Raw genomic sequence first — 15389 nt, forward strand, 5'->3', positions numbered from 1 at the left:
TGCTCTGAAGCATTGGCCCGAAAAGCGTGAATCGTTTTCCGGTTCTGTGCTCAGGAAACGTGCGACGGCTGTTCCGTCGCCCTTCTCATGAAGAGACAGGACGAGATTTATGGCGCAACCACCAGTCATATCATTGCCGAAGGTAAGCCCGAGCACCCGGGATATCGGCTTCGCACTGGGTATCATCACGATCCTCTGCGTGCTGTTCCTGCCGATACCGGTGGTCATGGTGGATATCGGACTGGCGTTCTCCATCGCCTTTTCTGTTCTTATCCTGATGGTAGCCCTCTGGATTCAGCGGCCACTGGATTTCTCGTCCTTTCCGACGGTGCTGCTGATCGCGACGATGATACGATTGTCGCTGAACATTGCCACGACACGTGTCATCCTGACCCACGGGCATGAAGGCCACAATGCCGCCGGCGGTGTGATCGCCGGCTTCTCCAGTCTCGTCATGTCCGGTGACTTCGTCATCGGTCTGATCGTCTTCATGATCCTGATTACGGTCAACTTCATCGTTATCACCAAGGGCGCCACCCGTATCGCCGAAGTCGGCGCACGCTTCACCCTCGATGCGATCCCCGGCAAGCAGATGTCGATTGATGCCGACCTGTCCGCCGGCATCATCGATGAAAAGGAAGCGCAACACCGCCGCCGCGAACTTGAACAGGAGAGTTCGTTCTTCGGTTCGATGGACGGTGCGTCTAAATTCGTGCGCGGCGATGCGATCGCGGGCCTTATCATCACCGCGATCAACGTCTTTGGCGGCATCATCATCGGTTACTTCCGCCATGGCATGCCCATCGGCGAAGCGGCTGACGTGTTCGTCAAGCTGTCTGTTGGTGACGGTATCGTCTCGCAGATCCCGGCACTGATCGTTTCTCTTGCTGCCGGCCTTCTGGTATCGCGCGGCGGCACGTCAGGGTCGACCGACCAGGCCGTTGTCAACCAGCTCTCCGGTTACCCGCGTGCGCTGATGGTCTCGGCTATGCTGATGGGCTTGCTCGCGGTCATTCCGGGCCTTCCCTTCCTGCCGTTCATCACCCTCGGCGGCATCATGGCCTTCGGGAGCTGGTACATTCCGCGCCAGACCGAAGCTGAAAATGCGCTGCTTCGTGAGCAGGAAGAAAAGAAGGTCATGCAAAATTCGGAAGCCGAAAAGGATTCCGTCAAGCAAGTCCTCAAGACCTCCGAGATCGAACTGGCACTCGGAAAGCAGGTGTCCACGCGTCTGCTCGGTGCGCATCAGGAACTGGCCTTCCGTGTCGGTAAGATGCGCAAGAAATTCGCGACGCAGTACGGTTTCGTCGTACCCGAGATCAAGGTGTCCGACGACATCATGATTCCCGAAAAGGCCTACCAGATCCGTGTCCACGGCACGACGATCGCATCCAGCAATCTGCGCGTCGGCGATGTCCTCGTGGTAACGGGAGCAGGGCGGAAGCCAAGCATTCCTGGCGACGAGATCCGCGAACCGGCTTTCGGCATGCCCGCAGTCTCGATCCTCGAAACCTTTACCGAGGATTTGAAGCGCGAAGGTTTCCACCCGATCGACAACGTATCCGTCGTTCTGACACATTTGAGCGAAGTGATCCGCAACAACCTGCCGCAGCTTCTGTCCTACAAGGACGTGAAGATCCTCATCGACAGGCTGGACCCGGAATACAAGAAGCTTGCGGACGAAATCTGCTCCTCGCACATGTCTTACTCCGGCTTGCAGGCAGTGTTGAAGTTGCTGCTCGCCGAACGTGTTTCGATCCGCAATCTCCACCTCATCCTTGAAGCGGTTGCCGAACTTGCACCTCATGTTCGCAAGACCGAACAGATCGTCGAGCATGTCCGCGTTCGCATGTCGCAGCAGCTTTGCGGCGATCTGGCCGACAATGGCGTGTTGCGTGTCCTGCGTCTCGGCAACAAATGGGACATGGTGTTTCACCAGGCACTGAAGCGCGATGCCAAGGGCGAAATCGTCGAGTTCGATATCGATCCGCGTCATCTGGAAGAGTTTTCCGAGCAGGCATCCAAAGTTATCCGTGAATTCATGGACCGCGGACTGCCCTTTGTTCTTGTCACGTCGCCTGAAACGCGGTCCTATGTGCGCATGATTATCGAGCGACTCTTCGCGACCCTGCCGGTTCTTTCGCATGTCGAACTGGCAAAGGGGCTGGAGATCAAGATTCTGGGCGCCATTTCATGATAACCGACCCGCAAGGGACAATTATCGCATTGTTCCTTGCAATTTGCCGTATCGGCGCCTGCTTCATGACCATGCCGGGCTTTTCCAGTTCGCGTATTCCCGGACAGATACGCATACTGGTATGCGTTGCCGTAACGATGGCGCTTTTGCCGGTCTTGTGGGGAGCGATTTACCCAAATGTGTCAGGCGCAAGCCAGGGTACGATTGTCGGCCTGATCTTCACGGAAATTCTGATTGGTGCCATGTACGGCCTGATTGCGCGTTTTTACACGCTCGGCCTTCAGTTCACCGGTGCCATCATTGGCGCTTCGATCGGCTTCAGCGCGCCGGGCGGTGCTGATGTCATTGAAGATGTGCAGGAAAACCAGATATCGAACTTCATTACATTCGGTAGCCTGCTGGTTCTCTTCATGCTGGATTTCCACCACGTCGTTTTGAGAGCCTTGGTTGATTCCTATACGGCAACTCCGGTCGGGGCTTTGATCAGCAGTCAGAAGATGCTGATCACGTTGACGGATACCCTGCGTGCCTCGACCACCATTATGCTACGGCTCGCCAGCCCCTTCATCATCTACGGTTTGATGTTCAACGTTGCGGTCGGCCTGATCAACAAGCTCGCTCCGCAGATCCCCGTTTACTTCATTTCCACGCCGTTCGTTCTCGCGGGCGGATTGTTCATGCTTTATCTTTCCGTCGCAGCACTCGTCCGCCAGTTCGTGGACGGTTTCGGCCCGGTTTTCATCGGTTTTTGAGCAGAGGAAAGTCTCGATGGCTTCGGATAAACGCTCGGAAAAGCTCAAGCGGCTCACGGCCGTACAACGCCACATGGAAAAGATGGCCGAAGTCGAATTGGCGGATACGACGCGTGCCCGCTCCGAAGTGACGCAGGCCATGGATAATGTTCTTGAGGCGATGACGTCTATGGAGCCTGTCCATCAGATGTTTTCCAAGCATTACTCGGACCGTTATGGTCGTCTGGTCGTCAAGGACCGTCAGCTTACCGGCGCTCAGCAGTTGCAGGAAAACAAGGTGCTGCGGGAAAAGACCAAGGCGGACAGACTTGAAGAAAAGATGCTCGGTGCGCGTGATCTTGAAGACCGCGAGGCCGACGACAATGCAATTTATGATCTTCTGGAAATCATCAGCGTTACTTCGACACCAGCCTCCAGCAAGGTTGGCAATTCATAGTCTCTCTCAGTGTTGCACCGGCGCCGTTTTGAAAACGTCGTTTGCGGTGTTTCTGGATTGAGCGAACGGGTTGCAGGTTGTTCCGCAGTCTGTTCGTCAGGACGGGAGATCAGAACGTGGCGATATCGGTAATTAGTGATCTGGTAATGGATGTGGTTCGCGCTGCCGACCCGCAACAGGTTCAGGTTGCCCAGGAAAAACTCAAGGCCAACAAGGCAGCTTTCGCCGCCACCAGCCTGGCCGACGCCGGCAAGGGTTTTGGCGCAGCGGTCGATGTGCTCGATTCGGCCGCCTCCAAGGCCGGTCTTGGCGATACTGACATTCGTGCCAAGCGCACGGAAGTTCCCGAGACCTATCGCAAGTTCGAAGCTTCGGTTCTTCAATCCTTCGTTTCCAGCATGCTGCCGAAGGAGACCGAGGATGTCTACGGCAAGGGTAACGCCGGCGAAATCTGGAAAAGCATGATGGCCGAACAGATTGCGGACGTCATCTCCAAGGAGGGCGGCGTCGGCATTGCCGAGCAGGCTTACAAGGATGCCTTGCGCAAAGTTGAGTCAAAGGGACTGACGGATGTTTCCGCAAACGACAAGGACCACAATGCCGCTCTGCGCATGGTGGCCGAGTTTGAGCGGCAGGTTCTTGGCGTTTCTAATGAAACGACTGACAAGGCTTGAAAATGAATAATTACAAAGAGGAGACAAGCATGGATCTTATGTCGAACGACCACCGTATCAAATCCGTTCTCGGCCGTCTTGAAATGATTATCGACAACGAGAACGAGAATATCGGCAAGGACCCCAAGTTCGATTTCAAGGTCTCCAATGCACACAAGAGTCGTTGCCTCTATGAACTGACAATGCTTTTCCGCGATACGCCGCGTGAAGATATTGCTGCCGGACATATGGAGCAGGTTCGCGGCATCAAGGGCAAGCTTGCGACCAATGCCAGCCGCGTTGAGGCACATCTGAACGCAGTACGTGCAGTCGCCGATCTGCTGAAGAACGCGATCCAGGAAGCCGATACTGACGGCACCTATTCGCAGGAACAATTTCTCTACGGCGCCGCTGTCTGATGTTGAAACTTCTTCTTACCGGCGTTTGGGTTTGCGCGGTCACGCTTGGCGCGGTGTATTTCTCCGTTCAGATGGCGACTGCACCCGCGCCGGTGGATGAAGCGGAAGCGAAAAAGGCCAATCTTCAACTGGTGAAGGGTGAGAGCATTACCATTCCCGTCATCAACGATGGTGGCGTGAATGGATATTTCTTGAGCCGCATTTCGCTCCGGGTAGACAAGCAGAAGATCGCCAAGATCGAACTGCCTGCGACGCAACTCGTCACCGACGAACTCTTCACGTTGCTGGCCGGTTCCTCGATGGTCAATATCGCCAATGTGTCGACCTTCGATCCGGAGGCGTTCAAACAGCACATCCGTGAAGGCCTGAATGGCAAGCTTGGTGAGGAGATCGTCGAAGACGTTCTCATCGAGCAGCTCGACTACCTCTCAAAGGCCGATATCCGCGCTCAGACCGGCAATGGCTCCCCCCGTTCGATCAAGATCGTCGAAGGGGAGAAGGTCGAGGCCGAACCTGCTGCTGCGGCGGGCCACTGATGCGCCCTGCAGGCATTGGTTCGGTTAACATCCGGTAACTTTGCCTCAGAAGTTTAGAGCGATTGCTTTCAGTCTAACTTCAACCCCCTCGTGTATAAACCGCAACAAGAGTTGATCGTCCCAAAATCTGGATGATCAACATTTTTGCCGGGTTTGGGGAGCGGGGAAATGAAACGCGCTGAAAGTTTTGCATCGTCCGAATCGCAACATCAGGTTTATGGGCTGCCTGTCTGCGATCTCGACTGGACCGGTGCGCTGGATCTCGTCAACGACAAAGCCTGCGTGCTCGAAGGTTATACGTTTCTCTCCTTCCTGACACGCGAGAAAGCCAAGCGTTCGCAGATCGAGCCAAACTACCGCGAAATTCTCGAAAGCTGTCTGCTTCTGCCACAGGGTAAGGCCATGAACGCGGCGTTACGAAAGCAAGGACAATCCATGCCTGCAGGCATGGACGAAATGTCTTTCGTCATGGCGCTGTTGACCTATATGGCGATACCGAAGCGCATTGGTGTCGTCGGTGACAACGCTGCTCAGGTCAGCGAAACACTTGCCCGTTTGCGCAACCATGCTCCCTGGCACGATTTTGTCATGATCCATAAAGCGATGCCCGATACCAAGGTTGACGTGCTTCTGGCGGGCATGCTGAACGAGGATCAGGACGAGTGGCTGCACGCACATGTCAGCCGTGACACGGCGCGTGTTGTCATCGCTGTCGGCCCGTTGTTCAAGATCCTGTCATCGGAAATGTCGGGCATGCCGGAGATTTTTCGAAAGCTGCACATGACGTGGCTTTATAGCCTGTGTGCCGAGCCCTGGCATATTGCCATGGGCAAACACTGAAAAAGACGGATTCAAACGCGTTAACCATTTGTTTGCCACGATCCTTTAACCTCTCGTAAGGATTTGGGAGCTGGCCCTTTCGGGCTGCGATCAGTGTGGCAGGCGGCTTCGAATGGTTGAGCGCGATTCAGATTTGATGGCAGAAGGCCGTATCTCAGGCGACGTGGAAGCACCGCCTGTCGCCGAATGGCGCAAACGCGTTGCACGCCTTGTAGCAGTCGGTTGCGTTGTCGCTGCCACTGCAGTCGGCGCTGGCCTGCCTCTCTTTTTAAGCAACGCAGGTTTTCAGGGCTACGTCTCCGAAGCGCGTGTCGAAATTGCCCAGACAGGATATGAGGCGCCTGATTCGGGACGTTTCCTGACGATGGCACGCAGGACGCTGCTGTCACCGACGGGGCTGGACCGGATTGCAAGCGATCTGAAGCTGAAGCCAACCGATGTGATCGGGGTTCGCAACCAGGGCGAACTCGGCCTTCTCTATGACCTTCTGACCGGCGCCGACACGCGGCCGGTTTCGCCGCGAGAGGCGCTCAATATTGCAGTTGGTGAAGCAATCAGGCTGGAATTGACGGCCGATGAAAGCACGCTTGTGGTCAAGTCGACAGCCGCGACAGCGGATGCGGCGATGCGACTTGCTGATTACGTTTCGATGCGCGTCATGGCCGACGGCAGGGCAGGGACCATGACGCCCGCTATGCGGGAAGCCGAAAGGGCGCGTACTACATTCGACAAGGCAGAAGCCGCTGTTAGCGGCTTTCAGATGCGCCACGGCGATACGGCGTTGCCCGAAGTCCAGCAACTCGAACAGCAACTTCATGACCTTGAGAGCGTGGGCTTGAGCACACGTCAGCGGCAGCAGGCCGTCGAGGCCGATCTGACATCCGCCTCTGTCCTGAAGGCAAATGATGTTCTGGCCAACCCCTTGCCGGGAAGCTCCGCGTTTTCGGGATTGGAAGACCTTCGGCAACGTTACGCGGCTGCCGGTATGACCCTGGCCAATGTATCGATTGACTATGGCGCGAAGCATCCGCGCCGTATTGCTGCGCAGAACGCTGTCGATGATATCCGTGCGCAGGTCACCCCTGCACTGCGTCAGCTTGTCGACGGGTTGAAGCGCGACAGTGCCCAAATCGCTGCAGAACGGACAGCGGCAGAAGGCGAACGGAAAAAGTTGCTTGACCGGCTGAATGGTCTCGGGGTTGTTCCGGGAGAATTCTCGAAACTTCAGGCTGAACTGGAAACGGCGAGAAATGCCTATCTGGAAGCGACAGCGAGACAGGATGCTGCCGTTTCAGCCACACCTCTGATTGAAACGAGCCTCGCGAAAAAAGCAGGCCCTGGTGAGTTGTCACGCGACATGCTGCAGGCTGGCTTGATGGCAGGCGGCGGCGCATTGGTCGGCTTGCTCGGCGGCCTTTATTTGCTCAGCTATCGCAGGCATGACGACGAGGATGAGCAAGGCCTGACACTTTATGACGGTCAGTATGCGCCTTCCGCACTCGACGTGGATATGGTGCCTGTCCAGCCGGAAAACTTCGAACCCATGGCACCGGCGATCTTCGATGATATCGATACACCGCTCGAGGCTGCGGTCGATGATGACGTCTATGACGATGAGGCGCAGACGGATCGTTACGCGGACTATTATGCCGAAGCCGCAAATGATGCTGACGACATGCCGCTCGACGAGCGCGTCCGTCAGGTCCTGATGGGCAACCGTACGGTTCACAACAGCGAAAATGAAGACGGTCAGCTTCCACCGTTGATGGCCGATGCGCTTTCCGGTCAGTTCGAGCATGAGCAAGCCGAGGCGGAAGAACTGCTCGCACTACGACGCGAATTGGCATTGCTGCGGGAGCATCTGGCCGACTATGCTGATCGTCGGGACGTCTACCGTAAAACCGGCTGACTCGCCGTTGCCCAAACTGCATTTCCTCTTGCATTCCTGTAAGCCTCGCACCATACGGGGCTACCTAATCCAGCAGGAGCAGAATGCATGGCAGTTGTGATTGACGGTAAAGCGAAGGCGGCCTCCGTAACCGAAGCGGTGCGCATTTCCGCGGAAGCTCTTGAAGCGGCCACTGGCGCCAAGCCGGGTCTTGCCGTTGTCATCGTGGGCGACGATCCTGCCAGCCATGCCTATGTCAACTCCAAGAGCAAGATGGCGAAGCAATGCGGTTTCAACTCCATTCAGCATACGCTGCCGGAAGAAACGTCGCAGGGCGATCTCCTTTCGCTTGTGGCCGAACTGAACGCCGATAGCGCCGTTCACGGCATTCTGGTGCAATTGCCTCTGCCCAAGCATTTCGATTCCGAAGCCGTGATTCAGTCGATCCTGCCGGAGAAGGATGTGGACGGTCTGAGTGTGCTGAATGCGGGCAAGCTGGCTACAGGCGACCTTGAAACCGGTCTGATTTCCTGCACCCCGGCCGGCGCCATGCTGCTCGCACGCAGCATTCACGGTGACGACCTTTCCGGGCTGAACGCCGTGGTGATCGGTCGCTCCAACCTGTTCGGCAAGCCGATGGGACAACTGCTGTTGAACGCCAATGCCACGGTCACGATGGCGCACTCCCGTACCAAGGATCTCGCAGCCATCTGCAAGACGGCTGATATTCTTGTGGCAGCGGTTGGCCGTCCGGGCATGGTCAAGGGCGATTGGGTCAAGCCCGGTGCAACGGTTATCGATGTCGGTATCAACCGTATCCCGGCGCCTGAAAAAGGTGAGGGGAAATCGAAACTGGTTGGCGATGTTGCCTATGACGAGGCAAGTGCAGTTGCTGCCGCCATCACGCCCGTACCGGGCGGTGTTGGTCCGATGACAATCGCCATGCTGATGGCAAACACTGTCATCGCTGCGCATCGCGCCCTGGGGAAGACGGCTCCAAGGTTCTGAGCCAGCCGCTAGTCTTTCGGTGCGGGTCCCGTTGAGGCCCGCACAACGAGTTCAGCTTTCCACAATTCCTGATGCGGCTGCGTTTCGTTGAACTTGATGCGGTTGATGAGGCGTTGGCCGATACGCACCCCGGCTGCTCTCAGTGAAGAGCGCGTGGTGGTAAGTGGTACGGAGAAATTGTCGGGCTTCAGCAATGGAAGAACGTCGTCGTGGGCAATCAACGAAACGTCCTTTCCGGGCTTTAGGCCGCGCTGATTGAGCGAACGGACGGCGCCCAAGGCAAGCGCGGTACTGGCGCAGAGAACCGCGGTCGGGCGTTCAGCCTGCGAAAGCAGTGCTTCCATGCCCAAAAAACCTTCCTCATCGGTCATGCTGCCGTAACGGACGTGGTCTGGTCGGAGTGGCAGACCATGAGCGGCAAGGGCGCTCTCGACACCGAGAAAGCGTCTGAAGGTGAAATCGTATCCTTCCGGCCCATTCAGAATGCCAATGCGCCGATGACCAAGCTGCAGCAGCAGATTGGTTGCGTCCTTGAAGGCACCTTCGTTGTCGACATCGAGAAACGGATAGTTTTCGTCCAGGCCCCAGGAACGACCATGGACGAGGAAGGGGATGGATAGCGACCGCATCATCCCCACACGCGGGTCGTTTTTCTTCATGTAGGCGAGGTAGATGCCGTCGACGCTGCCGCTGGCGGCCAGTCCGCGCAATGCTTCTTGCTCGCGCTCCAGTTCGGTGGGCATGATGACGAGGTGAAAGCCGTTGCGGGCTGCCTCTTCGCCAAGTCCGCTCAAAAATTCTCCGTAGTGGACGTCCGAGCGGTGATGCGCGCCGATCGGCATGACAAGTCCGATGGACCCGACCTTGCCGGTTGCCAGTCGTTGTGCGGCGGCATTTGGCCGATAACCGGTTTTTTCGGCGGCTTCCATGACGCGGCGGCGCGTTTCCGCGCTCACTTCAGGATATCCGTTGAGTGCCCGGCTGATCGTTGTCTGTGAAATGCCAAGCAATTGCGACAGTTGTTTCAAGTTCATGTCGCTTTTTCCTCCATGCAATTGCTTTGGCAACAAAGGCGAAACGCCCCTCCTCAAAAGTTCCAAAGCGCTTAGATTTTTATCAGCGCTGTGGATTTATCTCAATGGAAAACAATGGACCAATTTTCACGAATTGCCTCTTGGTCGATTTACTGTAACGTTTCCGTGCAAAGAGTCTCTTGACTCGCTCTTGCAGTCGATGAGATGAATAGGCAGCCAAAGCGCTTTGATTAATTTTTGAAAGTGTTCAGCGGTTGATGTGATGGGAGGTAAATCACATGCATAAGACTTTTTTGACGACGGTAGCCGTGATGTCGCTTCTGTCGGGAGCAGCCTTCGCTGCTGATCTGAAGTTTGCACCTGGTCAGGATGCCAAATTCAACTGGAAAAGCTACGAGGATTTCAAAACGGCGAATGCTGACCTGAAGGGGCAGACGCTGACGATCTTCGGTCCGTGGCGTGGTGAAGACGAAGCTCTGTTCCAATCCGTTCTGGCCTATTTTGCCGATGCTACGGGTGTGAACGTTCGTTACTCCTCCTCGGAAAACTACGAGCAGCAGATCGTTATCGACACGCAGGCGGGTTCGCCGCCGAACATCGCCATTCTGCCGCAACCTGGCCTGCTGGCAGATCTTGCCGCCAAGGGTTTTCTTGTTCCGCTCGGCGATGAGACCGCCAGTTGGGTCAAGGAGAACTACGGCGCCGGACAGTCCTGGGTCGATCTCGGCAGCTACAAGGGCAAGGATGGCAACAAGGCCTACTTCGCGTTTCCCTTCAAAGCTGACGTGAAGTCGCTGGTCTGGTACGTGCCGGAAAACTTTGAAGAAGCGGGCTACGAAGTTCCGCAGACGATGGAAGACCTGCTCAAGCTGACCGACCAGATCGTGGCCGACGGTGGCACGCCCTGGTGCATCGGTCTTGGTTCGGGTGGCGCAACCGGTTGGCCGGCGACCGACTGGGTAGAAGACCTGATGCTTCGCACGCAGCCGCTTGATGTCTACCTGAAATGGACGACCAACGAGGTGAAGTTCACCGATCCTGCGGTTGTCGGAGCGATCAACGAATTCGGCAAGTTCGCCAAGAACGAAAAATATGTCAGCGGCGGTGTGGCTGCCGTTGCCTCCACCGACTTCCGTGACAGCCCGAAAGGCCTCTTTGACATTCCGCCGAAGTGCTATCTGCATCATCAGGCATCCTTTATTCCTTCCTTCTTCCCGGAAGGCACGAAGGTCGGAACGGATGCGGACTTCTTCTACATGCCGACCTATGCATCGAAGCCGGATCTCGGCAAGCCTGTTCTGGGTGCTGGCACGCTGGTCACGGTCACCAAGGAATCTCCGGCGGCCAAGGCTTTTGTCGAGTTCTTGAAAACCCCGATCGCGCACGAAGTCTGGATGGCGCAGTCCAGCTTCCTGACGCCTTACAAGGGTGTGAACGTCGAGACCTATGCCAACGAGCAGATGAAGCGTCAGGGTGAAATCCTCACCACGGCAACAAGCTTCGGCTTCGACGGTTCGGATCTGATGCCGGGCAAGATCGGTGCTGGTGCATTCTGGACCGGCATGATCGACTTCGTCGGCGGTAAATCCGCTGATCAAGTTGCGGCCGATATCCAGAAGGCCTGGGACGGCCTCAAGTAACGTCAATTGGACTTGGCCCGGCAGAGCAAATTTGCCGGGCCTTTTCCCAACGGAACGGCTCCGGCGATCGCTGACAAAAACAGGGCGACGCGGATAAGGAATCAAGGGAGGGGAAAATGGCTGCCCAACTCGTTTCGGCGATCGGCGTCATGGTTGCCGGCGTTTTTGCCTGCGCTGCCTATTACTGGCTGTCCGATAAATTGCTGCAGGTTATCTTTCCAGTGCGATCGGGTGACGTCATTCATGCGTCCCGCAACCTCAATCGCCGCGCAGCGGTCAGACCATGGCTTTTCATTGGTCCGGCTGTTCTTCTTCTTCTCGTCTATCTCGTCTACCCTGTCGTCGCGACGCTGATCCTGTCGTTCCACGACCGAACGGGCAATGAATTCGTCGGCCTTGCCAACTATCGTTGGGCACTGTCTGACGCCGGGTTCCGTCAGTCGATTTTCAACAACATACTCTGGCTCGCCGTCGTTCCGGCTGCCTGCACCTTCTTCGGGCTGGTCATCGCCGTGATGACGGACCGTATCTGGTGGGGCAACATCGCCAAGTCGATCGTCTTCATGCCAATGGCGATCTCCTTTGTCGGTGCCTCCGTCATCTGGAAGTTCATCTACGAGTATCGCGCCGAAGGGCAGGTTCAGATTGGCCTGTTGAATGCCATCGTCGAGTTCTTCGGCGGCAACCCGCAAGTGTGGATCTCGATGCCGTTCTGGAACAATTTCTTTCTGATGGTCATCCTCATCTGGATTCAGACCGGCTTCGCCATGGTCATCCTGTCGGCGGCGTTGCGCGGTATTCCGGAAGAAACCGTCGAAGCGGCTGTTATCGATGGCGCCAACGGCTGGCAGATTTTCTGGAAGATCATGGTCCCGCAGATCTGGGGCACCATTGCGGTTGTCTGGACGACGATCACCATTCTTGTCCTCAAGGTGTTCGATATCGTGCTGACCATGACCAACGGGCAATGGAACACCATGGTTCTGGCCAACCTCATGTTTGACTGGATGTTCCGTGGTGGTGGCGATAGCGGCCGAAGTGCCGTGATCGCGCTGATCATCATGGCGGCCGTAACGCCGATCATGGTCTGGAACATTCGCCAGGCCAACCGCGAGATGGAGGGGCGCTGACATGGATATCGTAAAGCGCATCCGTCGCGTCGGGCTGCCGCGCCTCATCGTTCACGCCAGCGTTCTCTTCGTTGTCCTGCTCTGGCTCCTGCCCACACTCGGCATTCTGGTCAGCTCGCTGCGCGACAAGGATCAGATTACCGTCTCGGGCTGGTGGACGGCTTTTTCCAGCTCTGAACAGACGGCTGCCGTTCGCCTGGCCGACGCTTCGGTTCAGAAACAGGATGGCAACCGCTACGTCATTTCCGGTAGTGTTTTCGAAAATGGCGCTGGTGGAAAAGTCGCGGCTTTCGGTGTTCGCGTGCAGGAGCCGCGAGCCTTCAAGGCGGGCGAGGCTGCCGATATCGGTGATGGTGAAACCCTGCTCATCAATGCCGATGGCACTTATGAATATAGCAAGACATCGAGCTTTGAGGGTGCGCGCGGCAAACGCGTCTACATTTCCGTCGCCACACCGCCGGTCTTTACGCTCGACAATTATCGCACCGTTCTGACATCCGAAGGCATCGGTCAGTCCTTTGTCAATTCGCTGACGGTTGCAGTACCGGCGACCGTGATCCCGATCCTCATTGCCGCATTCGCTGCTTATGCGCTGTCATGGATGAGCTTCTCCGGACGCAATCTGCTGATTGCCATGGTGGTGGGTCTGATCGTTGTGCCGTTGCAGATGTCCCTGATCCCGCTTCTTAGGCTCTACAACGAGATCGGCAACATTTTCGGAGTTCCCTCCAAGACTTATGCGGGCATCTGGCTGGCGCACACCGCTTTCGGTTTGCCGCTCGCCATCTATCTGTTGCGCAACTACATTTCCGGTCTGCCAAAAGAGATCATTGAAAGCGCGCGTGTCGACGGCGCCAGCGACTTCGAGATTTTCGTCAAGATCATCCTGCCGCTGTCATTCCCGGCGCTGGCCTCCTTTGCCATCTTCCAGTTCCTGTGGACATGGAACGACCTGCTCGTCGCCATGGTCTTCCTTGGCACGCAGAAGGATGAGCTGGTTCTGACTGGCGCGCTGAATGCGCTGCTCGGCTCGCGCGGCGGTAACTGGGAAATCCTCACCGCCTCGGCCTTTGTCACGATCATTGTGCCGCTGCTCGTCTTCTTCGCTCTTCAACGTTATCTCGTGCGCGGCCTGCTTGCAGGCTCCGTCAAGGGAGGCTGACAACCATGAACGCCCATACCAAACAGGATTCGACAATGACCGCTTCGGTGACTTCCGCTCTGACACCCAACAAGGATTGGTGGCGCGGCGCTGTTATCTATCAGATCTATCCGCGCTCCTATCAGGACTCGAATGGCGATGGCATCGGCGATCTGAAGGGCATTACCGACCGCCTGGAATACATCGCCAATCTCGGTGCCGATGCAATCTGGATCTCGCCATTCTTCACCTCGCCGATGAAGGACTTCGGCTACGACGTATCGAACTATGTCGATGTTGATCCGATGTTCGGCACGCTTGCCGATTTTGACGGTCTGATTGCAGAGGCGCATCGCCTCGGCGTTCGCGTCATGATCGATCTGGTGATGTCGCACACATCCGACCAGCATCCCTGGTTCGTCGAAAGCCGCTCCAGCCGCAACAATCCAAAATCCGACTGGTATGTCTGGTCCGACGGCAAGCCGGACGGCACACCGCCAAACAACTGGCTGTCGATCTTCGGTGGTCCGGGCTGGCAGTGGGACCCGACCCGCATGCAGTATTACATGCACAACTTTCTGACGTCGCAGCCGGATTTGAACCTGCACAATCCGGAGGTCCAGGAAGAGTTATTGAACACCGTCCGGTTCTGGCTGAAGCGCGGCGTCGATGGTTTCCGCCTCGACACCATCAACTTCTATTTCCACGACAAGCTGCTGCGCGACAATCCGGCATTGGCGCCGGAACGCCGCAATGCCTCGACAGCGCCGGCCGTGAACCCCTACAACTTCCAGGAACATATCTACGACAAGAACCAGCCGGAAAACATCGAGTTCTTGAAACGCTTCCGCGCCGTGCTGGAGGAGTTCCAGGATATCGCTGCCGTGGGCGAAGTTGGCGACAGCCAGCGCGGCCTTGAGATTGTCGGTGAATATACCTCCGGCGATGACAAGATGCAGATGTGCTACGCCTTCGAATTCCTTGCTCCGGACGCGCTGACGCCACAGCGTGTCGCAGACGTTCAGGCCGATTTTGCCAAGGCTGCTCCCGAAGGCTGGGCCTGCTGGGCCTTTTCCAACCACGACGTGGTGCGCCATGTCACCCGTTGGGGCGAGCATGTCGAGGACAAGGATGCCTTCGCCAAGGTTCTGTCTGCTCTGCTGCTGACGCAGCGCGGCTCTGTCTGCATTTATGAAGGCGAAGAGCTTGGTCTTACCGAAGCGGACATCGCTTTCGAGGATTTGCAGGATCCTTACGGCATTCAGTTCTGGCCGGAATTCAAGGGGCGTGACGGTTGCCGTACTCCGATGGTGTGGGATGCCGGTCATGCGCAGGCTGGTTTCTCGACCTCCGAGAAGACCTGGCTGCCTATTCCCGTCGAGCATAAGCAGCGTGCCGTCAGCGCCCAGCAGGGCAATGATGCGTCGGTTCTTGAACACTATCGACGTTTTCTCAGCTTCCGTAAGCAGCACGCGGCATTCGCCAAGGGTGGTATCGAATTCCAGCCTGTCGAGGGCGAGGTGCTGAGCTATAGCCGTAAACTTGGCAATGAGACCATTCTTTGCCTCTTCAACCTGTCAGCAACTGCGGCAACCGCCGCTCTTCCTGATGGGGACTGGGAGGTGCTGGAAGGGCACGGCTTTGCGAGCAGCGCGAATGGCAACAAAATTGAACTGCCGGCCTGGGGCGCTTTCTTCGCCCGTTACGCTTGAGCA

14 protein-coding genes are annotated in these 15389 nt (G+C 56.7%); 13 read left to right on the forward strand and 1 reads right to left on the reverse strand.

Features of this window, described 5'->3' with window-relative positions:
- Positions 1-109: 109 nt before the first annotated feature.
- From flhA to folD, 9 genes are all read left to right on the forward strand, one after another.
- Positions 110-2197 carry a flagellar biosynthesis protein FlhA gene (gene flhA / locus HWX89_RS11415; protein WP_138794589.1) on the forward strand — a complete coding sequence of 696 codons (2088 nt, stop codon included), beginning with the start codon at positions 110-112 and terminating at the stop codon, positions 2195-2197.
- Entirely contained in the window at positions 2194-2949 is a 756-nt protein-coding gene (gene fliR / locus HWX89_RS11420) for a flagellar biosynthetic protein FliR (protein WP_138794590.1), read from the forward strand. The genes flhA and fliR overlap by 4 nt, the downstream gene beginning before the upstream one ends.
- A 16-nt stretch (positions 2950-2965) precedes the next feature.
- Complete coding sequence (locus HWX89_RS11425; protein ID WP_138794591.1) at positions 2966-3385, forward strand: hypothetical protein; 420 nt, start codon at positions 2966-2968, stop codon at positions 3383-3385.
- 116 nt (positions 3386-3501) lie between these two features.
- On the forward strand, positions 3502-4059 hold the full coding sequence (locus tag HWX89_RS11430; RefSeq protein ID WP_178340710.1) for a rod-binding protein: 558 nt from the start codon (positions 3502-3504) through the stop codon (positions 4057-4059).
- A 29-nt stretch (positions 4060-4088) separates the two neighbouring features.
- Positions 4089-4457, forward strand: a complete 369-nt coding sequence (locus HWX89_RS11435) for a hypothetical protein (protein ID WP_138794592.1) — start codon at positions 4089-4091, stop codon at positions 4455-4457.
- Positions 4457-4993, forward strand: coding sequence for a flagellar basal body-associated FliL family protein (locus tag HWX89_RS11440; protein WP_138794593.1), 537 nt, complete (start codon positions 4457-4459; stop codon positions 4991-4993). The genes HWX89_RS11435 and HWX89_RS11440 overlap by 1 nt, the downstream gene beginning before the upstream one ends.
- Before the next feature lie 168 nt (positions 4994-5161).
- Entirely contained in the window at positions 5162-5833 is a 672-nt protein-coding gene (locus HWX89_RS11445; RefSeq protein ID WP_138794594.1) for a WecB/TagA/CpsF family glycosyltransferase, read from the forward strand.
- Between the two features lie 112 nt (positions 5834-5945).
- Positions 5946-7742, forward strand: coding sequence for a GumC domain-containing protein (locus HWX89_RS11450; protein WP_138794595.1), 1797 nt, complete (start codon positions 5946-5948; stop codon positions 7740-7742).
- 87 nt (positions 7743-7829) lie between these two features.
- Positions 7830-8729: a bifunctional methylenetetrahydrofolate dehydrogenase/methenyltetrahydrofolate cyclohydrolase FolD gene (folD, locus tag HWX89_RS11455; RefSeq protein WP_138794596.1), complete on the forward strand. Its 900-nt coding sequence runs from the start codon at positions 7830-7832 to the stop codon at positions 8727-8729.
- Positions 8730-8737: 8 nt separating this feature from the next.
- On the opposite strand, the gene HWX89_RS11460 is transcribed toward folD, so the two are convergent.
- Complete coding sequence (locus HWX89_RS11460) at positions 8738-9763, reverse strand: LacI family DNA-binding transcriptional regulator (protein WP_138794597.1); 1026 nt, start codon at positions 9761-9763, stop codon at positions 8738-8740.
- Positions 9764-10041: 278 nt separating this feature from the next.
- On the opposite strand from HWX89_RS11460, the gene HWX89_RS11465 reads away from it, so the two are divergent.
- The 4 genes from HWX89_RS11465 (at position 10042) to bglA (ending at position 15386) form a co-directional block, all read left to right on the forward strand.
- A complete protein-coding gene (locus tag HWX89_RS11465; protein ID WP_138794598.1) occupies positions 10042-11403 on the forward strand; it encodes an ABC transporter substrate-binding protein in 1362 nt (453 codons plus the stop codon).
- 116 nt (positions 11404-11519) lie between these two features.
- Positions 11520-12533, forward strand: a complete 1014-nt coding sequence (locus HWX89_RS11470) for a carbohydrate ABC transporter permease (protein ID WP_178340711.1) — start codon at positions 11520-11522, stop codon at positions 12531-12533.
- A gap of 1 nt (position 12534) precedes the next feature.
- Positions 12535-13695 carry a carbohydrate ABC transporter permease gene (locus HWX89_RS11475; RefSeq protein ID WP_138794599.1) on the forward strand — a complete coding sequence of 387 codons (1161 nt, stop codon included), beginning with the start codon at positions 12535-12537 and terminating at the stop codon, positions 13693-13695.
- A gap of 35 nt (positions 13696-13730) precedes the next feature.
- Positions 13731-15386: a beta-galactosidase BglA gene (bglA, locus tag HWX89_RS11480; protein ID WP_138794951.1), complete on the forward strand. Its 1656-nt coding sequence runs from the start codon at positions 13731-13733 to the stop codon at positions 15384-15386.
- Positions 15387-15389 lie beyond the last annotated feature (3 nt).

The organism is Rhizobium sp. RM, from assembly GCF_013390595.1.
GTDB lineage: Bacteria > Pseudomonadota > Alphaproteobacteria > Rhizobiales > Rhizobiaceae > Agrobacterium.